Genomic DNA, 25,410 nt, shown 5'->3' with positions numbered 1-25,410 from the left:
AGTTACGTCACCGCACGCAGGCCATCGACAATGCGAATACGCGCACTGCTGATGACTGGCGCCAGTGCTGCCGCGAGACCAATCACAATAGCCGCAGCAAATTGCAGGACCACGGTCTCGGGCAAAATCGTAAACACCGCAAATAAGTCACGCGTGGCGGCATAAAACGCATCCGCCAAGGGGTAGCTCAGCGCCACGCCCAAGGCGCCGCCAATCAGGCCCATGCTCAGTGACTCCACCAATATCAAGCTGGTGACAAAGCCCTGCGAAAAGCCCAAAGACTTTAGCGTGGCATATTCGCGGGTCCGCTCACGAGCCGACATCGCCATGGTATTGGCCATGACCGCCATGATGATGAGAATAACAGCGTAGGCCACGGTTTGAATGGCCAGTAAAATGGTATCGACCATGGCAATAAAGCCGAGCTGAAAAGCCTTTTGCGTCTCAGTGCGCGTCTCGGTTAGCGAGTTTTTAAACTGGCTATCGATAGCCGCCGACATCGCGGCGGCATTGCCCGGGTTTTTAATATCGACAATGATGATGCCGACCTGATCGGCGAGTGAGGGCAGCAGCGCCTTAATGCGCTCATTGACATAATCCCAGTGCATGAGAAATTGACCGGTATCGACCGTATCATCGCGGCCCTGATAGATACCGCGGATGGTAAAGCTCCACACGCCGGGATAAATCGTGCCGAGCAGCGGCACTTGATCGCCAACTTTCCAGCCTTCTTTCACCGCCAATTTGCTACCAATAATGACGCCGCGCCGATCACGCCGAAACTCGGCTAGCTGATGCTCATCCACAATAAACTCGGGATACACCGTGAAGTAGCTCTCGGGGTCGATGGCAAATTGCGGGAAGAAATGCTTGTCGTCGATATACACGCCGCCAAACCAGTTCACCGAAGTCACCGCCTTCACGCCATTAATGCGCCGAATTTGGCTGACATGACTAACCGGCAAAGGAAATGCTAAAGACGCGGCATTACGCGTGATCAGCCGGCCTGAATCACTCAATTCCGCACCGGCATACCACGAGTCCACCACCGTGCGCAGCAGACCAAACGAAATGATCGCCACGGCTATGCCGGCAATGGTCATGCTGGCGCGCAAGCGCTGGCGCCAGATGTTGCGAGTGGCGAGCTTGAGTACGTAGAGCGCGTGCATTTAGTGCGACTGCTCGTCGGGCTCGCTGAGCAACAAGCCTTTTTCCAGATGCACTTGTTGCTTAGCTCGCGCTGCGCATTTGGGGTCGTGCGTGACCATCACAATGGTCTTGCCGAGTTCGCAATTTAAGCGATCCAACAAGCTCAAAATATCATCAGCCGATTGCCGATCTAAGTCGCCCGTGGGCTCATCGGCCACGATCAATTGCGGGTCGCTAATTAAGGCGCGGGCAATCGCCACACGCTGCTGCTGGCCGCCGGAAAGCTCATTGGGGTAATGGTCCATGCGGTCGGCTAGGCCGACCATGGCTAGTGCTGTTTCAACGTGCTCGCGCCGCTGCGACTTGCTGAGATGCGTCAATAATAAGGGCAACTCAACATTCTCAAACGCATTGAGCACCGGCATGAGATTATAAAACTGAAAGATGAAACCAACGTTGGCGGCTCGCCAATTTGCCAACTCGCTCTCAGGTAAAGCCGCAATATCGATGTCATCGATAAGCAGCGCACCGGCTGTGGGTTTATCGATGCCCGCGATTAAATTCAGCAGCGTACTTTTCCCGGAACCCGAAGGCCCCATCAGCGAGACATAATCACCAGCATGGATTTCTAGGTTGATGCCCATTAGCACGGGCACCGGTTGGTTGCCGCGCTGATAGGTTTTGTAAAGCTCGCGGATGCTGATTAATGCCGACATTATTTCGGCTCGTTCGTCTGAACGTCGTCGCCATCTGCCAAGGCATTCGTCGGCGCCAGCACCAGCGTATCGCCGGCCTTTAAGGCGCCGCTGACCGCGACCACATCGCCCAATGAATTGCCGAGCGTGACCGCTTGCACACGCAGAGTTTTATCGTAGCCAACAACCAGTACCTCGTGGCCGCTTTTGCTTTTACGCAGGGCTTGAGGATCCACCGCCAGCAAGGCGTTTGAGGCGCCCTCCGCGACCGCTTGCGAGAGAAAACTCACGCGCGCACTCATGTCTGGGAGGATGCCCTTGGGCTGATCCAAAAGGCGAACTTTCGTCGTCACTGTGGCACTGGCTTTATTAATGGTCGGCACCACGGCACTGACCTCGCCGCGAAAACGCTGCTGCGCAAAGGCATCCAAGGTGATCTCGCAAGGCTGACCCACACGGATACTCGACAGCGAAGACTCCGAGACCTCCGCGCTGATCTCCAGCGTCGACATATCGGCCATGACCATCACCGCGCCGCGCGCGTCGGCGGCCGATGACAAGGGCGTGACGATATCGCCAATATTGGCTGAGCGCGCAATCACCACGCCATCAAACGGGGCGCGAATCTCGGTGTTATCGATCGACGTGCGCGCATTATCTTGATTGGCGCGTGCCGCCGCCAAACTCGCTCGTGCCGACGCCACCGCCGATTTGGCGCGATTAAACCGCGACATTGCCTCACGAAACGTGACTTGCGGGATCAGGCCTTTATTAAACACGGTCGATGTGCGCTGCAAATTAATATCGGCATCGCTGAGATCCGCCAGTGCCGCATCAACACCGGAGGCAGCGACATTTGAGTTCGCTACCGCGGCTTGATACACCGCGGAAACATCACTGCTTTCTAGGCGCGCGACAACCGTGCCGGCTTTGACAAAATCCCCCTCGTTTGGCCCGAGCCATTCCACACGACCTGTCCCTTTCGAGGCTACTGCCGCACGCCGGCGTGCCACCACATAACCCGTGGCATCAAGCACAAGGTATTGCTGCGATGGCCACGCTGTAACCACTTGCGTGGTTTGCACGGTCGCTGGCGCAGGAAAAACGACTCGCCAAAGCAACAGCAACAGGCCAATTAACACGGCCACATGCCACCAGCGCAGTGGGCGCCGCGACTTCAATTTCGGTGACGCCATGGCGGTGCGCTCCACCTTCAATTTGCTCAGATCGATATCATTCACGAGGTAATTCCAGACGCTTGAAAGTGATTTACATAAGCTGCCGTGAGGGCATCGAGCTGCCCATCGTGGTTATAGCTTGCCGGTACCGAAAACGAGATCACGGTGAAATTAGGGTAGTTTAAAAACACCACATTAAGTTTACCCACGGCACCGGGAATGCCATAAAGCATGTCCGCTTTAAAGCCGGGAAAGCTGTATGTATCGGCGCTGACCTGACCCATCGAAACAATGCCGCCAGTCGGTAACGCCGGCGATACGTCATGCAAGACGTCATCTACTTTCTTCTTGAGCTCGCGCAGCATGTACCAAACTGGCAACCAAAATAGCATTTTTATGCCCGGAAACTGGCGGCAGTCGGCTTTCGCTTTTAGGCGTTGGCCAAGTTGCACCATCAGCTGGCGCGTGGTCGCGCCCTCGGGCACCGTCAGGCGCACATAGCCGGTCAGGTTGCCAATACCCATTTCATCGGTACGCAGGCCGCGATAATCCACCGGAATCGTGAAGCCAACCGGCCCGGCTTGCTGCTGGCGTGCCCAGTCGGCGAGAAAAATCGCCGAGCGGGGCAACAGCTGAGCCACCGAGTGATCAATCGTCACGCGCCGCCAAACAAAGTCGAGCTCACCACGCTGGCCTTTTGCGGCGGGCTGTAAAACCGGAATGCACGCCGTTGGCTCGGTGGCCGGCTCTTCAGGAATATCGGCCGCATGCTGCGCCTGAATATCGAGGTCGGTCAGACATGAGTCCGAGCCTTGCAATGGCTCATCTCGCATGGCGCGACACACTTCGCTGACCCAGTGCAAAAAGCCGCGACCATCGATGGCGGCATGCAAGGTACGAAAGACAATACGGGTTTTGCCATCGCGGCACGGCACCACGAGAACGTCGGCAATTGGTCCGCCGCCACGCTCATCGAGGCGCTGGCGCAGGAACATCGCCCCCTGCTCACTGCAGCCATCCCAGTCGCTCATCGGCAATTCATGTACGCGCGGTGCCATGCCACTGTCGACCCAGCGCGACCACGCTAGCAGGCCTCGAAAGCGCACACGAATGGCCGGATTTGCCGCGGCGGCACGACTCACGGCGCGCTGCAGCTGCTGGGCATCGACGGCGCCCTCGCCTTCAAGAATGCCGTCGACGTGGTAGCGATAAAGCCGATTGAGAACCAATGAATAGCGCTCTAACGCGGAAACGCGGCGCACATAGCGAGTGCTCATCAAGTCGCCTCCGGGTTGGCTAGGGCAGGAATGGCTACCGCCGAATTTTTCATTCGGCAGACATAAATCAATGTTCGCGTGGCCACCTCAGCGGCGGGCAATTGCCACGCTTGCGCCACCTCGCCAGTGGCATAACTGCGCACCTCATCAAAGCCACAAAGGCGCAGGTCGCTGGCGATGGCTTGGCGGTCGCGGTCGTCATAGGCAAAGTCGCCGACAATGCCAAACCAGTGCACGCGCAGATGGTGCAATACGCGACCCAGCAAGCTGCGCCGAGGCTCTTCACTGAGCGGAATATAATCGAAGATATAAACGCCATCGCTATGCGCCAAACGCTGGGCGATGGCGCGCCACAGCGGCAGCTGCTGTGAGCGCGAAAAATACATCATCAAGCCTTCCGTCAAAATCGCCGTGGGCTGATGGCTCGCATCACGCGAGAAATCATGCGTGGTGATATCTCCAGCCTGTAGCGTGAAGTTTGGTCGCGCTAATACCGTCTCACCGGCGGCGCTGCGCTGAAGCTGCAGGCGCTTATGCGCGACCATGCTGGGCAAGTCCATTTCTGTGTAATGGCAGGCGGGGTTCGCGCTAAACGTCATGCCGCGTGGCGAAAAACCAGCAGCCACCTCCAGTACATGCAGGCACTTGGCCTGCGTGAGCACATAGTCAATCGCTGCGTGACGATGCAAAAGCTGATGGCGTAAGCAATAGCTTGCCGGGTTTAGCCAACGGTAAAAGCGCATATAGGCATTGACCCAGCCGAACACGCCAGCGGCAGAGGCTGGCGTCACCCACTCGGCATTGGTCAGACCGGCCCATTGCCACACACCAGCGGTGTAAAGCGCCGACACCGCCACGCCTTCTTTATTTGTATCCACGCTTATTGCGCTCCTGATTGCGCGACACGGTTCGTGTGTTGAGCGGCATAAAATGTCTCGATAATCGCCAGCAAGGCCTTGGGCGCTTCGATAGGCACATCATGGCCGGCATCGAGCAGGCGCAGCTGCGCATTCGGCAGCGCCTGCAGGAGCTCATCACCGGCACTCAAGCAGGGCGAGCGACGACCATAGGCCAACAATACCGGTACAGGCAGCGCTGCTAAGGCAGCCGCCGAGGGCCGACCCATGGCCAGCACATCGGCGACTAAGCTGGTATCAAATACCAAGGTTTCAACGCGTTGGCGCAGGCGTTCGCGGCGGCGACCCGTGGCACCATTGGCCAAGAGCGGCTGAGCATCTATCCACGCTGTCACGCCCTCGCGCGAGTCAGCCGCCAGCAAGCTCGGCCCGACCCAATGATTCGCCGGCAGCGGTGCATCAACCAACACCAAGGAGCGCACGCGCTGCGGATGGCGCATGGCAAACTGCAGCGCGATTAATGCGCCGAGGCTATGACCGACTAAATCGACACTGGCATTGACAGGCACAAGCGCCGCCAAGACTGCGTCGAGGTCATCGGCATGACTGCCGAGATCAAAGCCTTGGCTGGGCGTGCTGCTGCCGCCATGGCCTCGCAGGTCGTATAAAATAACCTGCCGAGAGGCTGATAAAGGCAGCGCCAGCGTCGAATACCACGTCGCCATATTGCCCGCCACTAAACCATGCAAGCACACCGTGACCGACTCCGATGCCGAGCCCACGGTCAGGGCAGATAGACTGATGTCGCCACTCATAATCGTGCGCACTCGCTAAGCCCTCGCCGCATCAGCAATAGCCGCAATATGGCCAGCCGCACCCGCCGCCCCAGCGCTGGCGCGTAACGCGCTACCCAAGCGCTGCGCGTGATGGTGTAGCGCTGGCGTCTTCAACAGCGCCTCAATCGTGGTCTTCGCCGTGGCTATCGTGACTTTGCCGTGACGCATAAATAAGCCAGCACCGGCGTCGATGACTTGCCGCGCAATCACCGGCTGATCATCGCGAATTGGCGCAACAATCATCGGCAAGTCATGCATCAGTGTTTCGCAGACGGTGTTATGGCCAGCATGACAAATCACGCCGTGCATTTTTTTCAGCAGCGCCATTTGCGGCACAAAATCGCACACCAAGACATTATCCGGCGCGCTGGCTTGCAGACTGCTCGGCCCCACGATCACCGCTTGCACGGCAGGTATGTCGGCAATGGCTGCCATCATGACCTCGAAAAATCGGCTGTCACGATCGCGACTGACCGTACCTAGTGTCACCAAAATGCGTTGGCAATCATCGCGTAGCCATGACCATGGGAAGGCAATATCGCGCCGCCCTTGGCCGCTCGCTGGGCCTAAAAAAGTGTAGGGCGCGTCAATACGCGCATGCACATTACCGAGCAGCTCTTCGATGGAAAACACCAGATTGAGCCACGGCGAAAAGTCCGGCCGATCGACGCGCACTATCGCGGTGTCATTGCCCAGATAGCGCTGCTGTAAGTCGGCGTACTGACCGGCCACCCAGTCATCGAGCATCGGCGACATGCGCAAAATAGAGGCACTGGTGGTGATGCTTGTGAGCCAGGCAATGCCTAATTTACGCGCCACCAAAGCGCCGGCAATCATTTGATGATCGACCACCATGACATCGGGCTTAAAGCGCCGTGCGGCTTGCTCAATCAATGGCAGCGACTGCTCGGCCATGGGCAAGGCATAGTCTTCAAAAAATAGGCGCACACTTTCCAAACCACGCACTTTCGGCAGCACTACCGTGGTGATCTGGTCCCCCGCATCCAAGCTAAAGACGCGGGCGCCATCGGGCAAGCTTGCGCCGAGCTGGCGCGTATGCAGCGCCCAGGCAAGCTCATGCCCCGCCGCGGCTAGCTCAGCGGCAACGGCCAGTAACGGGTTTAAATGACCAATCAACGGTGGCAAGGTCAATAAAATACGCGCCATAACGACTCAGCCGCCCTGCGCCAAAGCAGCCATCACGTAGGCACTCAAGTCACCCACGCTTAGGCTGATGAGCTCGTGAATGCTCTTGCCAGAGAGCCAGCCTGATACATCCAATTGCTGGCCAAAATGCTGCTGAATGGCGGCGGCTATTTTAATGAACTCAATACTTTCAATTTCCAAATCGTCATTGAAGCGCGTGGCTTGATCGATCTCGGCATCGAAAATCCAATCCTCGTTGATGGTCTCGCGAATGGTCTCAATGACCAGCGCCAAAATGGCTTCTGGCGTTTGCCCGCCTTGCTCAATTGTCATCACATTTTCTCATCTTGATTATCGGCTAAGGCCAGAATTAAGGGTTCAGCGAGTACGCTGGGCAGGCTCCATCCCATGACATGACCATCTAAAACTATGCTGAAGATCCAACAGCCATTTATCCGCAATGCGCCGTTTTCAAACGCCGTCACTGGCCAGTTTTTCGGGGCGCCCGCCAAGCCATGACCGGACTGTTTAGCCGCGACCTCTTTTGCAACCCAGCCACGCGTAAATGCCAGTGCCAGCGACTCGCCACTACTGGCTAATAACGCCTGCTCGGCCTGGCCAAACGCGGCCTGCACAAATTCATCGGAGCGCTCGCTGATCGACTCCAAGTCAATGCCCACGGGCTCATCAGAGACAATCGCGACCGCCAGATTGCCCTTGTGCGCAATCGATAATGACAGGCCCTCGGGTAATCGGTTGGTGATATTGGCATGTATATGTGGCGCGCCGAGGGCATCATTGTCGATAATGATTTCCTGCGGATAGACCCCGCGAATAGCACGCGATTGAAGAAATAAGCGCACGGCATCTTTGGCGGCAACACGGCCATTCAGCCAGGAGCGTTTTCGGCGCGGCGATAGCGCATCATAGGTTGTTCGCTCAGATGCGGTTAAATACCGACGACTTAAGTAGTCACGCAAAATTGCCGTGTCGTAGCGGTCCTCAAAAAGCACCACATGCGGTGCCACTTCGCGACAAACCATGCACTCTGAGAGCAGGCGCGAGGCCTCCCAAAATGCTTTATCCATCTGGTAACGGCGCGTTTGCCAGTCATCAATGCTAATGACTAGGCGACCATCGTCAGCGCGTAGCTGATGGCTGCTCGTACAGCCGAGCGTATCGAGCTGATTGATGCGCACCTGCGCCTGCAGCACGTCGCCCGGGATCGGGTCAGGGCCATAAAAACAGATGCTGCCAACGCCAATGGGCATGGCCAAGCAGTTTTCGGGCTGTTCCATGACCCAGTAGCCGGCGAGCTGGCCCATATTATCGAGCAAGGCGCCCTGCCCGCTGGGCACACGTAGTTCGCCATCAATGCCATTGCTGCCAATGCCCTGAAACGCGCTCACACCCTGATATGCCGGTCCGTGAAACATCCATTGCTGGCGATATAAATCCTGCGCTGCAACGCGCGTTGCTCGTGGCTGATGCAGTGCCGGCAGCGACGCACTCGGTGGCGCTGGCCAGTTCGGCGCAATACGCAGCGTGGCACTAAAGTAGCCGACAATTTCACCGCGCACGCAATGCTCGCTGACGCTATTGAGGCGTAACTCAACATGCAGCGGCGTGCTCACCACCAGCCAGTTAAAAGCCTTGATATCGAACACTTCAACGACCTGCCAGCCCGGCCGGTGCGTGGCCAACAGCTCGCGTAACGCGTCACGCAGCATCAACACTTCCATGGTCATCGGCACCACGGGATGACGGTCAGCTACGATCGGCCAGCCTTGGCGCTGCGGATACAGTTCATGGTCGCGTACGCAGGTAATACTCGAGTCGAGCGCCAAGTATTGCTGCTGCACCCACTGAATACGCCGCGGAGACTCGCCCGCCTCGGGCGGAGTAGACGGCAGGTGCGCGTGCGCTTTTTGCTGCTCATGCTGCTGCCAAATCGCCACAATGTCATCGCGCACTTGGTCAATATCATGCAGCGTATCGGCGACTAAACCGCCCATCGCGCCGGAAAAATTTGGCGCCGAGGCAGCCGGCATATACGAATTCTTCGGCGCCAGTGCGCTGACCCGAATCAGCGGCACACCCAGCGCTAGTCGTTGCTGCTGAACGCTGACGCTAGGCGTCGCCGCGACGGCTGCTTGCCTATCACGCGATGGCAACAGCAGTTGCAAATCAACGTCGCTGCCTTCTACCCAAAGTGCCGCGCAGAGGTATTGCAGCTGCGCTAAGCCGCTGCGCGCCTCATGATTTGCGTGCAGTGCCGCATGTGGCTGGCCTGCTAACGTGTCGTCAATAAAGCCCGGCAAGGAGCCCGTACCGACCTGAATAAACACACGCACACCATCGTCATATAAACGCTCGGTGAGCTCACGAAAACGCACAGGCTCTAGCAAATGCGCAATAGCCACATCGCGCTTATCTTGCTCGCGTGATGGAAACGCCGCTGCCAGTGTTGCCGACCAGACCGGCACCACCGGCTCTTGCAACGTAGCGGCATTAAAAAACGCCTGATACCAGGGCAGATGATCGGCAAATAATGGCGAATGAAAGCCAGAAACAATCGGCAGCGTCTGGTGAAAGACTCCCTGTGCTTGCAAACGCTCAGCGACTTGCGCGACCACCGACTCGCGGCCACACGCAATGACTTGGTGCGGGCAATTATCGTGACTCAAGGCAACGTCTGCTAAGCCGGCTAGCGCCGCAGTTAATGTCGCGGCATCACACGCTGCCGCCAAAAAGCGCACATCGGGGAACTGCTGAGCGGCCTCGTCGAGATTGCTATTGGTGCGATCTGAAAGCGCCTGATCCATCATGCCGGAGGCCAACATCGCGCTCCATTCGCCAATGCTGTGGCCGGCATAAACGTCTGGGGCAAGCCCAAGCTGGCTCAGCGCATCGTGCATCATGCGGTTAAACCCCAAGAGGCCTTGCACCACGCGTGGCAAGTCTTGCGCCGGATCAAGATGCTGACAGTACAGGGGCAGCGTTTGCTGAAAATACGCCGCGACATCCTCGGCTTGCGGCTTGAAAACGCTATCGACGCCGGGAAATACAAAGGCCAGTTTGCCGCCTTCGCGGAGCAGGCCATTGGGGCTAAACCAGATTTGCTGACGGCCAGTCCACGGCTTGGCCGCGGCGACAACTTTGCGCGCCACTAACAGCCGCTTGCTGGTCGGCGTCAGCATGGCTAAACGGCACGGCGCATCGCTCAAGGCAGGTGCTTGAGCACCAGCAATCACAGCATCTAGGCTGATCAGCAAGGCCTCGGGCGTTGGCGCCGACAGCAGTAAAACTGGCGGCAAATCATGGGCTTGAGGCACCTGTCTTGCTGGACTGGGTAGCACGCCATTGAGCACCACATGGGCATTGATGCCGCCAAAACCAAAGGCATTGACCGCGGCTAGGCGCTGCTCAGGCGCTGCAAGCCAAGGCTCTTGCACGGCTAATGGTCGAAAGCGCGTTTTTGCCAATAGGGGATGCGGCGACTGACAATGCAGCGTTGGCGGCAAGACGCCGTGATGAATCGCCATCGCGGTTTTGATCAGCGAGGCCATGCCCGAGGCCGGCATGGCATGGCCAATCATCGACTTCACGGAGCCAATCACGGCGCGCGGTTGCGTGTCATTGGCCGGGCCGAAAAACTGCGCCAAGGTCTCTAGCTCAACGCCATCGCCGGTGGGTGTGCCGGTACCGTGCGCCTCCACCAAGCCCAGCGCGGATTTCGCGGTCGTCAGCCCGGCCCATGCGCGCTCTAAGGCCAGCAACTGGCCACTCACCGACGGTGCCACCAAGCTGCTGCTGCGACCATCGCTGGCCGAGCCCACGGCCTCAATACTGGCGTAGACTCTGTCGCCATCGCGCAGGGCATCATCGAGCCGCTTCAGCACCACCATGCCCACGCCTTCACTGGCGAGAATGCCATCGGCCTGTGCCGATAACGGCGCAATGACGCCACGCCGCGAGAGCGCGCCAAGCTGGCAAAAGGTTGCCCAAAACGTGGGGTCATGGCTCAAATGCACGCCACCGACCAGCATCATCTCGGCGTCGCCGCTAGCTAATAATGTCGTGGCTTGCTCAAGCGCCAATAATGCGCTCGCGCAAGCCGCATCGACGGTATAGGCCGTGCCACCCAGATTCAGCCGATTGGCCAAGCGCGAGGCGGTGAAGTTTGGAATCAAGCTCGAGGCCACATCGGGGCCGTAAGGCGTGAGTTCATTGTGCAAACGCTGCTTAATCTCCGCCAGCGTCGCCTCGGGCATATCGGGAAATAAGTCGCGCACTGTCTGCAACACTTGCGGCACAACCCGCACATGCTGCTCCAGGCGTAGCACGCCGGGCGAGACATAATTGCCACGGCCGATGATCACGCCAGTGCGCGCCCGATCAAACTCTCGCGTGTCATAACCGGCATCGTGCAGAGCCTGATGGCCGATTTTCAAGGCCAGTAATTGATCGGGTTCAGCGGCCTCCACCAGCTTCGGCATGATGCCAAAAGGCAAGGGATCGAAGTCGGCTAAGTCATCAATAAAGCCGCCACGACGGCAGTAAAATTGATCGACTGCGGTCGAGTTGGGGTCGTAATAGCGATCATCCCAACGCCCCGCCGGCACCTCGGAAATGGCATCGACGCCTGCGCAAATATTGTCCCAGTACTGGCGCAGGTTCGCCGCGCCAGGAAACACGCAGGACATCCCAATAATCGCGATACGAGTCACCAATTACGCCTCAACCGGTGCATCGGCCATAAAGCGCTCGACCTCACCCGACACCATAACAATTTGCGTTTCGCGCGCGGGCTCGGCTAAGGCCGTAAACAACGCGTCAACGCCAACTTTTTGCGGTACCAGGCCAATGCCTTTGCGCGCGTATTCACGCTGCAAGGCCGGCGACACCATGCCGGTATCGGCCCATGGCCCCCAGTTCACCGAGAGCACGCGGCCGCTGATGCGCGATTGCCATTGGTGGGCAATTTTATCGAGCATATCGTTCGCCGCGGCATAGTCGACTTGCCCGCGATTACCAAAGGCGCTGGCGACGCTAGAGAAAAATACGACAAACTTCACATCGTCGCGCACGTGAGCAAACAGACTCTGCGCGCTATTGACCTTGGTGTCGTATACGCGCGCAAAGCTCTCCGGCTGCTTATCACGAATCAACTTATCTTCCACGATGCCCGCGCCATGCATGAGCCCATCGAGGCGCCCGCAGCGCGTATAAATATCGGCCACCAAGGCGCTCAGCGCCGACGCATCGCGCACGTCTAAGGCGTGGTAATTGACTCGCCCACCCGCGTTTTGTATGGCATTAAATGTCGCGCGCATATCGCGTGCCGCCAGCACGCCACGCACTAGCGACTCAACCTCGGCGGGCTTACGCGTCGTGTCTTCATGCAGCAATGCTTGGCGCATTAGGCGCGGGTCCGTGATGCCATGTGTCGCCGACGATTCCTCGGCGATGGGCATGGCTGAACGGCCAACGAGCTCGAGCTGACATTGGAAGCGCTGCGCCAATTCAATGGCCATCAAGGCCGTAATACCTCGGGCACCGCCGGTGAGCAACACCACACTGTGCGCATCTAATGGCAATGCGCCGAGCTCAGCGTTGGCACCCGCCAACGACTCCACGCGACGCTGCCAACGCTGGCCCTGCGCCCACGCCACCTCCACGAGACGGTCGGTCGCCGTCAGCTCGGCCAACACCGCACGCCCCAGTAGCTCGCTAGACTCTGCGGCATCAACATCTAGGCAGCGAATATTGGCGTGATGATATTCTCGCGCCATGGTTTTCACCATGCCGGCCAGACCACCACCGCGGGCTAACTGTCCCGCCGTCACACCAAAATCACCGCCCAACGCCGACACCACGAGCAGGCGCCGCACGCCGGCCATTAAGGCTCGTTGCAGCACCGTAAACTGCTGGGCTACCGCTCGCGCATCATGGGTTTTATCTAAACAGCTCAGGTCCAGCACGGTGGCGGTATGCGAAAAATCATAGCTAGCGGCGTCATGCTGATCCAACACCACCACATGCGCCCGCTGCGTCATCAACTCTCGACTTAGTTGCTCGGCCAGCGCGTTATTTGACGCAATAATTAATAACCGTTGGTCAGCAATGTCTGACCAGCTCACCGTGACGTCCGCTGCCTTTTGCCGACGAAATACCACGCGCTGAAATGGAAACTCGCTGGGCGGCTCCACTGAGGCGTCCTCCCCTAAAGCCACCGGCGCTGGGAAACTGTCGGACGCCAATACCGTCGCCAAAATAGCCGCTAAGGTTTTGCACGTTGACAGCGCTTCCACCGACAAGGTCGCAGCCTGCACGGCATGGCTTTTTGCCAACGCACGCTTGAGCTGGCCGATGACTTCCAAACGCTTAATCGAATCAATCGATAAGTCGGCCTCAAGATCAAGATCCAGATCAAGCGCCTCCTCGGGATAGCCCGTGGCTTCGCTGACAATCGCCAGTAAGGTTTTTTGCAAAAACTCCTGATCCCAACGCGCGTCGTTAGCCGCTGTGTCTGCCACCGGGGCGGGCATTGCTGCTAGCGCCGCCACAGGTAGGTGTGCGTGCAACCAATCAATCACTGCGCGCAAGGTTTTTTGCTGCGTCAGCGCCTCCATTCGGCTGTCGGCATCGGCGCCTAAGCGCTCGCGCAAACTCAACACGCGCGATAACTCACCGATAATTTCCAAGCGTTTAATCGAATCAATAGACAGGTCGGCCTCAAGATCGAGGTCCAAATCGAGCATATCGCTTGGGTAGCCGGTGCGCTCACTCACCAAGCTCAGCAGCACGGCACGGTGGTCAAGCGGCGGCGCCTCAGATGCTGCCTCTGCGGTGAGTACGGCAGCTGGGGCATGCCCACGATCGGCACTAGGCGCTGCAAGACTTGGCACAGCAGAAGGCGCTAGCACGCCGGCAGACTCGCGGGGGGCGCCCATATAGCCAAGCAGCACATCGCGCTGCGCACTCACCAGCTCACGCATATTGCTCAAATAACTGACTAAGGCTTGGTCGCGCTCGCCAGTGAGCGCAGGCGCTGCGGCGCGCTGTGGGGCGGCATCCGGCAGCTGCACGACGGGCCCATCGAGCACTTGTCCGGCGTGCGTGGGTATCTTGCCTTTTAATGGCCACGCGCGACCGCCATTGACCATCCAAGTGGTCGCCGACCAGCGCTGCGGCTTAGCGAAATCGATGACCTTAGCGCGCCCAACAAACAGCGCATCGGCATCGAACGTGGGCAGCGTCACGGCCATTTTCGCCAATGAGCCGAGCAAGCCCGCCAGACCTTTGCCTTCTTGATCAAGCGCGATGGCCGTATGCGGTCGCTCCGCCAAAATACGCCCGACCAAGCCGGTTAAAACGCGGCGCGGACCAACCTCAATAAATGTGCGCGCGCCATCGGCATACATCTGCTCAATTTCGGCGACAAAGCGCACAGGCGCCACGATGTGCTGCGCTAAACGCTCGCGTACGGCATCGGCCTCATGCACCTGCGCGGTGACATTGGCGTATACCGGGCAAGCCGCGGGATGCATCTCACACGACGCCAAGGCCTGGGCAAAGCGCGCGCTAGCCGCCGCCATTAACGGCGAATGGAAAGCGCAGGCCGTATCGATGGCTTTCGCCGCCACACCCTGAGCACGCAATGCCGTCAGCGCCGCCGTAACAGTCGCTGTGGGACCTGAAATCACCGTTTGCTGCGGGCTATTTTGATTGGCCATAACAACATCGGGGAAATCGTTGAGCAATGGCTCCAGCTCGTGCACCGACAGACTAATGGCCGCCATCGCGCCCATATCCGTGCCGGCATCCGTGAGCATTGCTTCGGCGCGCGCGCGCGATAAATCAATCAGCGCGGCATCATCAAAGACGCCCGCGGCAGACAGCGCTACCAGCTCGCCGTAGCTATGCCCAGCGGTCATATCGGCGCGCACACCCAAGGCTTGCAGACACCGATAGGCGGCCGTCGCGACCATGCCCAAGGCTGGTTGCGCCTGACGCGTATCGGTCAAATGGCTGTGCTGCTCGGCAGCCACCGCTGCCTCAAACGCAGTCGGCGGATAAATCGCCGCCGCAATATCCGGCGCCTGCGCCAACAGTGTTTGTAGCTGCGGGAAATAGACAAATAAGTCACGCAACATGCCGACGTATTGGCTGCCTTGACCGGGAAATAGTATGGCGACCTTGCCCGCGGCACGCTCGTCATTGCGCAAGCTGACGCCGCGTTTAGGCGCACCAGATAGCGCCTCCTGCACCAGCAGTTGCAAGTGCTCGATATCATTGGCGACAAAACTTAGCTGCACCGGCCCGGTACCCGCTTGCCAGATGCTAAACGCCAAATCGCGCAAAGACGGCAATACTTCGGCGGCCAGCAGATACTGCTGCAGGCGCTTTAGCTCAGCATTGGCACTATTGATATCGTTGCCACGCACCAAGAACAACTCAGTCGGCCACGCCAGCGCACCATGCGCACTTTGATGCTCAGACCAAGCCGACAACACCGTGTGAAAATTCGCGCCGCCAAAACCGAAGGCGCTAATGGCACCGCGTAAGCGCTGATCGCCCGCTGACAGCCAAGGTCGCGGCTGCGCGCTAAAGCTAAATGGGCTGGTGGCGGCATTATGCCAAGCATTGGGCTGGCTGATTTGCTGCGTGCCCGGCAATACGCGATGGTGCAATGCCTTGGCCACTTTAATTAAACCGGCCACGCCTGCCGCGCATTTGGTGTGACCAATTTGGCTTTTCACTGAGCCCAGGGCAGTTTGTCCGGGCTGCGCACCGCCGAGCGAAAATACTTCCGTGAGTGCCTGCAACTCAGTGCGATCACCGACCACCGTGCCCGTGCCATGCGCCTCAATCAAACCAATGGCCTGCGGCAAAACTCCTGCCTGCGCGTAAGCGCGGTCGAGCGCGAGCTTCTGGCCATCTTTGCGCGGCGCCGTGAGGCCTAAACCCTTGCCATCACTCGAGCCGGCAATGCCATCGATCAATGCATAAATGCGATCGCCATCGCGCTGCGCATCCGACAAGCGCTTTAACACTACGATGCCAATGCCCTCGCCCAAGGCAATGCCATCGGCCTCTTGGTCAAACGAGCGGCAACGGCCTTTTGCCGACAGCGCGCCGACCGAGGAAAACATCAAATAATCGCTGATGCCATTGTGAAAATCGGCACCACCCGCCAGCACCATGTCGCTGCTGCCGGCGCGCAACTCTTTCACCGCCAAATCAACCGCCGTCAGTGAGCTCGCGCAGGCCGAGGTGACAGCATAGTTGACGCCGCCAAGGCCTAAACGATTGGCAATGCGGCCAGAAATTAAGTTCACCAACATGCCCGGAAATGAATCCTCGGTCAGTGCCGGCAAGGCCTGCGCTAAAGCTGGCGGCAAGTCGCCGGCGTATTGCTGCCAGAGGTTGCGAAACGTGTATTGGTTGCCCAAATCCATACCGGCTTCAGCACCGAAAATCACCGCCGTGCGCTCGCGATCAAACCAGCGCTGCGTATAGTTGGCGTCGACCAAGGCTTGCTGTGCAATCGCTAGCGACAGCAGCTGCACCGGCTCGATGGCCGCCAGTGATGCCGGCGGAATACCAAACGCCAGCGGGTCAAATGGCGTGTCATTAATGAACGCGCCCCAGCGGCTAATCGACTTATCTTGGCGCGCTTCATCGGCATGAAAATATTGCGCCACCGACCAGCGCTCAGCGGGTACTTCGGTGACCAAATCACGGCCGGAGAGAATGTTTTGCCAATACGTCTCAAGGTCAGGCGAGTCGGCAAATAGACAGGACATACCAACAATGGCGATCGGCTCTGGCGCTGGCTCTTGGCTAAATTTCGGTAGCACACAGCGCGCCAACAGCGCCTGCGAATCAACACATACACGCCGATGCAGCTCGGCCATGCTAATGACTTGATCAGACATCGCCGCGACCTGGCCGAGCATATACATGCCCTCGCTGGCCTGAACCGACTCCGCAATGGGCTGCAGCACGCCCTGCACGCGATCAACGCCCTTGCTCGCCACCCGCAAGCGCCCAACGGTCAATGCTTCAAGGTCTTTCCACATTTGCTTAGGCTCAATACCTAAGGCCTGTAAGCGGGCTTTTTCCCGCTCAAATAATTCTGTAAAGCCCGAGGGCACGCAGCGAATTGCGTGGCCCGGTGCGGTTTCCACCAGCTCGCTGGTTTTGCTATCAATGGCCTGCTGCTGAAAGCGCGGCAATACCGCGCCTGAACTCACCGCCTCATGGGTCGCGATATACGCGGTACCCATCAGCACACCAACTTTCGCACCACGCGCCGCCAATGGCGCGAGCAAAGCCGAGACCATGGCGGCCGATAAGGCATCGTGAATGCCACCGGCCAACAGCACATGAAAGCGCTCCGGATGCTCATCGGCTAGCAGCCGCGACAGCGCCTGCTCCCACAGCACAAAGCTGTAGCGCGGACCAACATGGCCACCACATTCGCGGCCTTCAAAAACAAAGTGCGTGGCACCCTCGGCAATAAATAAATCCAGCAAACCCGGCGACGGCACATGCAAATACGTGGCAATGCCCATCTCGGTAAATGGCTTGGCCTGCGATGGTCTACCGCCAGCAATAAGCAATACGGGCGGCTTAAATTCGCGCACCAGCTCAAGCTGCGGCGCCAACACATCGGCCTCAGCAAAGCCCAAAACGCCGACACCCCAAGGGCGCTCGCCAAGCTGTGCTCGCGTTTCTTCTAGCAACGTGCGCGACGACTGCGCATTCATCAGCGACAAGGCAATAAACGGCAAGCCACCAGCATCGGCCACATTGGCGGCAAATGGTGCGGTGTCGCTGACGCGTGTCATTGGGCCTTGAGCGATGGCATAGCGCGTGCCGTGAGCACGCGCCCAGGTATTACCTTCCGCCAAGGGCTGCATGGATTGTGCCTGCACGATGGCGGCCTGAATGCGCGTGCGCAAGATGCGAATTAAGCTCGACACCGACGTACATTGGCTCAATGCCAAACGCGCTAATGCCGCATCTTGGCCTATTGCCCATAGGCGCTGATCAGCGAGCTGCTGCACCACCTCGGCTGCCGACAGCTCAGCCACCGCGATGCCCTTGCTCGGCAATACATTAAAGCCAGCCACAGCACGCGGCTCACTGCCATCGAGCGCTAACACACGCTGCTTCAGCTCAGCGGGCAAGTCGGATTCGGGCATGCCGGCCAAAATCGCATCAATCACCACCCCGGCAGCGCCGGCGACCATCGCGGCAGCGGCGGTGTGACATGACATGCCGCCTTGGCACCAGACCGGGACATGCTTCGGCTTGGCTACTAGCAATACACGCTGTAACAAAACAAACGCACTATCGGCGCCACATGCCCCGCCACTCTCTTGGCCTTTCGCAATCAGACCTTGCGCACCCATGGCCATGGCTTGTTCAGCGGCCTGAACGCTCGTTACCTGAGCGATCACCGGGCGCTCGTGCCAGTGCCTGGGCACTGATGCCGCATGCGACAACACCACAAAGTCGACGTGCTCAGGCAGCTCTAATGAGTCAATAGCGATGCCTTCTGGCACACGCACGCCCAAGCAGGCATAACGCCTGCGGGCCAGTGCTAACAGGGTTTTAGGCCACGTCAGCGGGTCACGACCGAGATCCACCAGAACCGGCAAGCCCTGGCTCCCCAAGGCCTCGGCAAGCCGAATATTGGGCTGCTCAAACGGCGTCATCGCCAATACAGGCGCGAGATTATTGAGCAAACTACTAGGCGTGGTAATTTCGGGGCGATCTAACTTCATGGGCGGCTTGGTTCTAATTATTGGATACGGCGGGGCAAAAAATTGTGCTATGGATGAAATGCAACGCACTCCAGCAAGAGCAAAACCCGCCCAAGACTACGGCTAAATTATTTCAGAACCGTATAATGAGCCTATAGTAAGTTACATTTTGTAATTTTATGTCTTCCCTTTGTGCCGATTGCTCAAAAATCCGACATTTGTAATCGATCTCTCGTTATAAAGCCCTGATACTTGCCAGAATTAGTAGTAACTGCATCTATCTGTGATGTGCCACCCTTATTGATAAGCTCTGCCCATGATAATTCGCCTAAGTTTACCTGTGCTTGCGTTGCTGCTCAGCCCAAGCGTCGCCGCAACCAACCTGCTCGATGTGGTGCACACCGCAGAAGTAAAAAACGCTCGCTTTGCCGCTTTGCGCACCACGCGCATGCTGGCGGATCAAAGCCCTGATATTGCGCGGGCTGCCTTACTGCCACAAATTGTGCTCACCGCTTCATCGAGCACGGTGAACTTGCAGCAAGACCCCATCACCTTTGCGCCTGGCGTGCCGCCAGCCGGGGGCGATACCGCCTATGACAGCACGGACTGGGGCGGACGCGTCGTACAGCCACTGTTTAACTGGGGCGCTTTTAAGCAATACCAAGCCGCTCAACTCCAGCGTTCGCAAGAGCAGGCCAGAGCCGATGCCAATGCGCAGGACCTCTATTTCAATATTGCCAGCGCCTACTTCGACACCTTGCGTGCTCAAGATGCGCTGAGCATTGCGCGAAGTCGCTTGGCGTCACTGGCGAAACGCTTAGAGGAAGCTCAGGCAAAATACGCCGCCGGCTTCGTGTCGCAAGTCGATATCCTAGAGCAGGAGTCGCAGCGTGATGCCGCCGCAAACCAAGTACTGAGCGCCGAAGATCAGCTCAATACGCAACGCGAAAATCTCAACGCATTGGTCGGCGAACCGATAGCAGAAGTAGCGACCTTGCGAGATGACATTCCCGTCTTGTTGCCAACACCCAATAGTGTCGATGCCTGGGGCAGGCTCGCGGTTGAGCAGAATCCAGACTTGCTCGCCTCGCTGATTGCGATTGAGCAAAGTAAGGTCAATCAATCCGCACTAAAGACGGGCTACTTACCGCAGGTCAATTTTTTTGCCAGCTATAACGAACGCCGCTTAGAGGGTGGCGATAACCCCTCGGTGGCGCTGAACTCCGGCACCACCGATGTTGTCGGCATTGAGGCGCGTTGGGAGATTTTCTCCGGCGGCGCAACCCATGCGCGCGTGAAGCAAGCTGGCCTGCAAACTACGCTGGCAAAACAAAACCATGAGTCCGATGCCAAGCTCATCGAAAATCAGGCGCGCGCGCTATTTATGACATCAAAAACTGATGCGTATCGCATCAAGGCTAAGCAGCGCAGCCTGCGCTCGGCCGAAGTTGCCTATCGCGCCATTGAGGCCGGATATTCCGTGGGTACGCACAGCGTTGTCGATCTCATGTCCTCTGAGACCAAGGTCAATAACGCGCGCGTGGAGCTTTCCAACGCACGCTATGACTACGTGATGAATTGCTTCCGGCTCTACAAAATCATTGGCTTACTTAATGAAAGCGCTATTGTGCGCATCAATGGCTGGCTCAGCGCATCACCGCAGAGCGCAACGGACCGAGTGCCATGACCCAACATCACGCCGCCTGTCGCTGCGGGCAAGTGCAAATACACTTTTCACAAGCTCCGCGTTTTCAGCTGATTTGTCACTGTCAGGACTGCCGGGCGGCAAGTGGTCAGGCATTTTTAGCCGGCGCTTTTTTCGCGCATGAATCGCAGGCGATAATCGGACGCACGCGCCAGGAAAGCGCAACCGGCGGCTCGGGCAAACCCAAGCACAGCCATTTTTGCGCGGCCTGCGGCGACTTTATGTATGTTGAGGTGTGTGCCTTGCCGGGGGTGATGGCGGTCAATGGTGCGGCGCTGCAAGCACCGTTTGTGTTCACGCCCGAGGCCCATGTTTGGCTCAGTCAGGCGCTACCGGAGATGCCTATCAGCGATGGCTTGCCGACTTATGCTGGGCCGCCGCCTTTTGCGCTGGTGAAGAAAGCCTTATAAGCCGAGCTCACTCACCACGCCGGTGTCGCCACGACCGGCTCGGGCACAATCCACAAGCCTGACGCGGCATAGGTCAGCATCGAGGCCAACGCACAGGCCAGCAGAAACACACTCACGCCACCACCGCATGCCGACTCACCGTCTCCCTCGCGCGCATAGCCATCGATCATTGCCGCGGTTAGCGACTTGCCACGATAGCGATACCACGCAATGGCCGCCACGTGCAGCGCGATCACGCCATACACGGCGTTTGCGGAGAGTCGATGCCAGCCACTCAGGCGCTCTGCCCAGGCAGCGCTAGCGAGCGCTCTTAAAGGCCCCGCGAAGCCCGTATCATCCGCACTAAATAAGCCAGCGCCCGCCTGCACCAACAGCACCGCCAATAACGCCAAGACCGACAGCGCCGCTAAGGGTGAGTGCCCTAAGCCATACCATTGCCCGCGAAAAAATAGCCGCAAGCGAGCCGGGCTCGGGAAAAATTGCAGAAAGCGCGCATAGGTTGAACCCAGCACGCCCCAAGCCAGACGAAAGCTCAGCAGCCAGATAATGCCTAAGCCGCTATAGCCGTGCCATTCGATCCAGCTCCCGGCGAGCTGCCCAGTGACCAACGAGCCGGTCACCAACAGCACCAATAACCAATGGCCTAGACGTGTGGGCAGGTCCCAGACCAGCGGCGCTGAGGCCGGTCGGCGCAGCACGATTTATTCAGCCGCTTTGGCGCGGTAATTATCGTGGCATGACTTGCAGGTGGCACCGAGCTTGCCGAGCTGTGCTTTTAATGCAGCCGCATCGCCTGTGCCGGCAATCGCTGCCATCGCATTGGCCTCTTGGTTAAAGCGCATGGCAACTTTGCCAACGCCTGCGCCATCGGTAAAGATTTCTGATTTCGCGCGCGTCTCAATCCAGCCCTTGCCCTGATCACTACCCGGCACAAACAGCGAGCCTAGGCCTGAGTTGGCTATTGCGGCAATGGCGTTGGCGGCTTTCACCACCTCGTCGCGACTCAGCTCGCCCTCGGTATTGGCGCGAATACGGCCCATATTCCAAGCCATAAACGTGTAAGCCGACTGACGATATTTGATGGCTTCGTCGACTTTGAGATTGGCCGATGCGCTGGTCGACGCGGCACACGCGATCAAAGCAATAGGCAATAGTTGGCGCAACATAACTCTCTCCAATTCAGGCGTTGGTGCGATTACGCACCCAACAATTAAGCCGGAAATATATCGTTAGCCCTGCCGATCTTCAACCGCCATGCGACCTAAGTCGCGATCTTGCAATGCGTGAGACATGAGACTTTCTTATCGGGTGAGTGCGTTAGCTAAGCTGATAAGCATCGCGCGGCGGGTGCTTGGTGAGCCAGCGATAGCTCAGCGTGAAGCCCGGCCAGCTCGCGCTATTGTGGCCATTGTCGTCGATATACCAGCTGCGACAGCCCGCCCATACGCTATTGGCAAGACGGGCTTGCACGGCATCGGTGAAATGCGTGTAGCGGCCCTCATTGACCTCAATGATTGTGGCTTTGCTGGCAGACAGCTGCGCGCGACACGCTAAAACATGCGCAATCTGGCTTTCGAGCATATAAACAATCGAATTATGGCCAAGGTTGGTATTGGGGCCATAGAGCATGAAGAAATTCGGAAAGCCCGGCACCGATAGCCCAAGATAGGCCTTCGCGCCTTGCTGCCACGCGTCATTGAGGGTAATGCCGTTGCGACCCGTAACGGTCATCGGTGAGAGAAAATCGGTGGCGGCAAAGCCGGTGCCGTAAATAATCACATCGGCGGCATGCTCACGGCCATCGCTGGTTTCCACGCCAGTGGCAGTGACTTGGCGAATGCCCGTGGTGACCAGCTCAACATTCGGTCGACTCATGGTCGCCAGATAATCACTAGAAAGCAAAATACGTTTGCAGCCAATGGCGTAGTCGGGCGTGAGCTTTTCGCGCAACGCGGGGTCGCTGACTTGCTGCTTGAGTAGCGACTTAAAGGGCATGCCCACGGCGACTTTCAGCAGACTTTTCAGGCGCGTAAAGGCCAGTCCGCGCGACTCATATTTCAAATAAATGCCGCCGCGATAGAGCGCCATGGTTTTCGGTGCCCGCTGAAATACCCATTTCTCCACACCGCTATAGGGCCGGTCGGGGCGCGCCATCATATAAGCTGGCGAGCGCTGGAATACGCTGAGCTTGGCAACCTGCGGCGCAATCGCCGGCACAAACTGAATCGCCGAAGCCCCCGTACCAATGACGGCCACACGCTTACCGCTGAGGTCGAGATCGTGACGCCAATGCGCCGAGTGAAACGACTCACCTTGAAACGAACCGATGCCCTTGAGCTTGGGATAAATGGGCCGACTGAGCTGGCCGGTGGCATTGACCACCATGCGCGCCTGCAGCAACTCACCGCTGGTGAGGGTGATCTGCCAGAGCTTCTCAGCCTCATCGAAATGCATCTCGGCGACTTCCACGTCGCATCGCAGGTGCCGACGCAGGTCGTATTTGTCGGCGCAATGACGCAAATACGCATAAATTTCCGGCTGGCGTGCAAACACATGCGACCAGTGCGGATTCGGCTCAAACGAAAACGAATACAAATGCGACGGCACATCGCAGGCCGCACCCGGATAGGTGTTATCGCGCCACACACCGCCGACATCCGCAGCTTTTTCCAAAATCACCAGGTCATCGACACCCTGCTTTTTCAGCGCGATGGCCATACCTAAGCCGCCAAAACCGGCGCCAACAATAGCGACGGCTAAGATGCCGCTCATACGCGCGAATGGCCGGTGATTAAATCGTAAGCCTTCTCGGCGATCATCATGGTGGGCGCATTGGTATTACCACCCACAATGGTCGGCATCACCGAGGCATCAACGATGCGCAGGCTTTGCAGGCCGTGCACACGCAGTTCAGGATCGACCACGGCGAGATCATCGAGGCCCATTTTGCAGCTGCCCACGGGGTGATACACGGTGTCGGAGCGCTCACGCAAAATCTGGCGAATGTCATCGTCAGTTTTCACATCGGCGGTAAACATGTCTTTGGTGAATAGCTCGGCGAGCGCCGGAGCATCCATCAGCTGCTTGGTGAGCTTATAGCCAGCCATGAGCTTTTCCACGTCATCGGGATCTTGGAAAAAGGCGGGATCAATCACTGGTGCATCGAGCGGGTTGGCACTGGCCAAGGTCACGCTGCCGCGACTTTTTGGGCGTAGCAGGCAGACATGGCAGGAGAAGCCATGGCCGCCGTGGAATTTGCGCGCATGGTCATCGACCAAAGCCACCACGAAATGAAGTTGAACATCGGGCTTGATGCTATCGGGGCTGATTTTCAAAAAGCCACCACCCTCCGCGAAGTTCGAGGTAATGGCGCCGCGGCGCTCGTTGCGGTAGCGCTGAATGTCTTTGAGCATCTTGAAGCTACCTTTGAGCGACAGCCCAAGCGCATCGAGACTTTTAGTTTTATAGCCAAAAATAAAATCCGGATGGTCGTGCAAGTTTTGCCCGACACCGGGCAGCTCTTTAATCACCGGTATTTTATGCTTGGCCAGCTCAGCCGCCGGACCGACACCAGAGAGCATTAAGAGTTGCGGCGTCTGAAATGCCCCGGTGGCCAAAATGATTTCTTTATTGGCGCGAATCTGGCGCTTTTTGCCATTTTGCAAGACCTCAACGGCCACGGCGCGCGTGCCCTCAAAGATGATTTTTAGCGCCTGCGCCTTAATCTCCACGGTGAGATTTGGGCGCTGATCCATCACCGGTAGCACATAAGCCTGTGCCGCGCTACAGCGCTGACCATTTTTCTGCGTGACCTGATACAGACCAATGCCTTCTTGGTCGGCGCCGTTGAAATCGTCGTTCCACTTAAAGCCGGCCTGCTCGGTCGCAGTCTTGTAGCGCGCATGCACCGGGTTGTCGGTGCGCAAATCGCAGACCGACAGCGGCCCGCTATTGCCATGAAACTCGTCAACGATACGCTCGTTGTTTTCGCTCAGACGAAAGTACGGCAGCACCTCATCGTAGCTCCAGCCCTGCGCGCCCATCGCCGCCCACTGGTCGTAATCGTCGCGATGACCACGGATATAGGCCATGGCGTTAATGGCCGATGAGCCACCCAGCGTTTTACCGCGCGGCTGATAGCCTTTACGGCCATTTAGGCCAGCTTGCGGCACGGTCTCGAAGGCATAGTTTTTGATTTTCGTCGGCAAAATAGCGACAGTCGCCGCGGGCGCCTCCACCAGCACACCCGTTCCGCCATCGCCAGCTTCTAGCAAGCACACGCTCACCGACGGGTCCTCACTCAAACGACCCGCCAAGGCACAGCCACCCGACCCACCACCGACAATGACGTAATCAAACATTACTTCCACCTTCGTT

Annotated in this window: 16 protein-coding genes; 2 read left to right on the top strand and 14 right to left on the bottom strand. The window is 58.1% G+C overall.

Annotated elements, in window-relative coordinates:
• Positions 1-2: 2 nt before the first annotated feature.
• Genes DFR26_RS02540 through DFR26_RS02495 form a run of 10 tightly spaced genes read right to left on the bottom strand, consistent with a single transcriptional unit; the run spans position 3 to position 18,939 of the window.
• Positions 3-1,169, bottom strand: a complete 1,167-nt coding sequence (locus tag DFR26_RS02540; RefSeq protein ID WP_116207359.1) for an ABC transporter permease — start codon at positions 1,167-1,169, stop codon at positions 3-5.
• Entirely contained in the window at positions 1,170-1,865 is a 696-nt protein-coding gene (locus DFR26_RS02535) for an ABC transporter ATP-binding protein (RefSeq protein ID WP_116207358.1), read from the bottom strand. It abuts the gene before it with no gap.
• Positions 1,865-3,085: an efflux RND transporter periplasmic adaptor subunit gene (locus DFR26_RS02530; RefSeq protein WP_116207357.1), complete on the bottom strand. Its 1,221-nt coding sequence runs from the start codon at positions 3,083-3,085 to the stop codon at positions 1,865-1,867. Before DFR26_RS02530 ends, DFR26_RS02535 begins: the two co-directional genes overlap by 1 nt.
• The gene (locus DFR26_RS02525; RefSeq protein WP_116207356.1) at positions 3,082-4,299 is read right to left on the bottom strand and encodes a hypothetical protein; all 1,218 of its coding nucleotides are present in this window, start codon (positions 4,297-4,299) and stop codon (positions 3,082-3,084) included. Before DFR26_RS02525 ends, DFR26_RS02530 begins: the two co-directional genes overlap by 4 nt.
• Positions 4,299-5,177, bottom strand: coding sequence for a class I SAM-dependent methyltransferase (locus tag DFR26_RS02520; protein WP_116207355.1), 879 nt, complete (start codon positions 5,175-5,177; stop codon positions 4,299-4,301). The genes DFR26_RS02525 and DFR26_RS02520 overlap by 1 nt, the downstream gene beginning before the upstream one ends.
• 2 nt (positions 5,178-5,179) lie before the next feature.
• Positions 5,180-5,971, bottom strand: a complete 792-nt coding sequence (locus tag DFR26_RS02515) for an alpha/beta fold hydrolase (RefSeq protein WP_220375686.1) — start codon at positions 5,969-5,971, stop codon at positions 5,180-5,182.
• Positions 5,972-5,986: 15 nt separating this feature from the next.
• A complete protein-coding gene (locus DFR26_RS02510; protein ID WP_116207353.1) occupies positions 5,987-7,159 on the bottom strand; it encodes a glycosyltransferase in 1,173 nt (390 codons plus the stop codon).
• 6 nt (positions 7,160-7,165) lie between these two features.
• Positions 7,166-7,471, bottom strand: coding sequence for an acyl carrier protein (locus DFR26_RS02505; RefSeq protein ID WP_116207352.1), 306 nt, complete (start codon positions 7,469-7,471; stop codon positions 7,166-7,168).
• On the bottom strand, positions 7,471-11,868 hold the full coding sequence (locus DFR26_RS02500) for a beta-ketoacyl synthase N-terminal-like domain-containing protein (RefSeq protein WP_147300253.1): 4,398 nt from the start codon (positions 11,866-11,868) through the stop codon (positions 7,471-7,473). The genes DFR26_RS02505 and DFR26_RS02500 overlap by 1 nt, the downstream gene beginning before the upstream one ends.
• 3 nt (positions 11,869-11,871) lie before the next feature.
• A complete protein-coding gene (locus tag DFR26_RS02495) occupies positions 11,872-18,939 on the bottom strand; it encodes a type I polyketide synthase (RefSeq protein ID WP_116207350.1) in 7,068 nt (2,355 codons plus the stop codon).
• Between the two features lie 295 nt (positions 18,940-19,234).
• Here DFR26_RS02495 and DFR26_RS02490 point away from each other — a divergent pair, with 295 nt between their 5' ends.
• Positions 19,235-20,605 carry a TolC family outer membrane protein gene (locus DFR26_RS02490; RefSeq protein ID WP_116207349.1) on the top strand — a complete coding sequence of 457 codons (1,371 nt, stop codon included), beginning with the start codon at positions 19,235-19,237 and terminating at the stop codon, positions 20,603-20,605.
• Positions 20,602-21,033, top strand: a complete 432-nt coding sequence (locus DFR26_RS02485) for a GFA family protein (protein ID WP_116207348.1) — start codon at positions 20,602-20,604, stop codon at positions 21,031-21,033. The genes DFR26_RS02490 and DFR26_RS02485 overlap by 4 nt, the downstream gene beginning before the upstream one ends.
• An 11-nt stretch (positions 21,034-21,044) precedes the next feature.
• On the opposite strand, the gene DFR26_RS02480 is transcribed toward DFR26_RS02485, so the two are convergent.
• The 4 genes from DFR26_RS02480 to DFR26_RS02465 form a co-directional block, all read right to left on the bottom strand.
• Positions 21,045-21,731 carry a cytochrome b/b6 domain-containing protein gene (locus DFR26_RS02480; RefSeq protein ID WP_220375685.1) on the bottom strand — a complete coding sequence of 229 codons (687 nt, stop codon included), beginning with the start codon at positions 21,729-21,731 and terminating at the stop codon, positions 21,045-21,047.
• Positions 21,732-21,734: 3 nt separating this feature from the next.
• Positions 21,735-22,199 carry a c-type cytochrome gene (locus tag DFR26_RS02475; RefSeq protein ID WP_116207347.1) on the bottom strand — a complete coding sequence of 155 codons (465 nt, stop codon included), beginning with the start codon at positions 22,197-22,199 and terminating at the stop codon, positions 21,735-21,737.
• Positions 22,200-22,350: 151 nt separating this feature from the next.
• Complete coding sequence (locus DFR26_RS02470) at positions 22,351-23,805, bottom strand: flavin-containing monooxygenase (protein ID WP_116207346.1); 1,455 nt, start codon at positions 23,803-23,805, stop codon at positions 22,351-22,353.
• Positions 23,802-25,394, bottom strand: a complete 1,593-nt coding sequence (locus DFR26_RS02465) for a GMC family oxidoreductase (RefSeq protein ID WP_220375684.1) — start codon at positions 25,392-25,394, stop codon at positions 23,802-23,804. The genes DFR26_RS02470 and DFR26_RS02465 overlap by 4 nt, the downstream gene beginning before the upstream one ends.
• Positions 25,395-25,410: the final 16 nt, after the last annotated feature.

Origin of the sequence: Paraperlucidibaca baekdonensis (genome assembly GCF_003387535.1) — a bacterium.
GTDB lineage: Bacteria > Pseudomonadota > Gammaproteobacteria > Pseudomonadales > Moraxellaceae > Perlucidibaca > Perlucidibaca baekdonensis.
The sequence above is the reverse complement of the archived record's forward strand: the minus strand, read 5'-3'. Positions and strand labels throughout refer to the sequence as shown.

Excerpts from the sequence above, each read along its gene's own strand:
- DFR26_RS02540 (WP_116207359.1), bottom strand. The coding sequence starts at position 1,169 with ATGCACGCGCTCTACGTACTCAAGCTCGCCACTCGCAACATCTGGCGC.
- DFR26_RS02535 (WP_116207358.1), bottom strand. The coding sequence starts at position 1,865 with ATGTCGGCATTAATCAGCATCCGCGAGCTTTACAAAACCTATCAGCGC.
- DFR26_RS02525 (WP_116207356.1), bottom strand. The coding sequence starts at position 4,299 with ATGAGCACTCGCTATGTGCGCCGCGTTTCCGCGTTAGAGCGCTATTCA.
- DFR26_RS02515 (WP_220375686.1), bottom strand. The coding sequence starts at position 5,971 with ATGAGTGGCGACATCAGTCTATCTGCCCTGACCGTGGGCTCGGCATCG.
- DFR26_RS02510 (WP_116207353.1), bottom strand. The coding sequence starts at position 7,159 with ATGGCGCGTATTTTATTGACCTTGCCACCGTTGATTGGTCATTTAAAC.
- DFR26_RS02505 (WP_116207352.1), bottom strand. The coding sequence starts at position 7,471 with ATGACAATTGAGCAAGGCGGGCAAACGCCAGAAGCCATTTTGGCGCTG.
- DFR26_RS02495 (WP_116207350.1), bottom strand. The coding sequence starts at position 18,939 with ATGAAGTTAGATCGCCCCGAAATTACCACGCCTAGTAGTTTGCTCAAT.
- DFR26_RS02490 (WP_116207349.1), top strand. The coding sequence starts at position 19,235 with ATGATAATTCGCCTAAGTTTACCTGTGCTTGCGTTGCTGCTCAGCCCA.
- DFR26_RS02485 (WP_116207348.1), top strand. The coding sequence starts at position 20,602 with ATGACCCAACATCACGCCGCCTGTCGCTGCGGGCAAGTGCAAATACAC.
- DFR26_RS02475 (WP_116207347.1), bottom strand. The coding sequence starts at position 22,199 with ATGTTGCGCCAACTATTGCCTATTGCTTTGATCGCGTGTGCCGCGTCG.
- DFR26_RS02470 (WP_116207346.1), bottom strand. The coding sequence starts at position 23,805 with ATGAGCGGCATCTTAGCCGTCGCTATTGTTGGCGCCGGTTTTGGCGGC.
- DFR26_RS02465 (WP_220375684.1), bottom strand. The coding sequence starts at position 25,394 with ATGTTTGATTACGTCATTGTCGGTGGTGGGTCGGGTGGCTGTGCCTTG.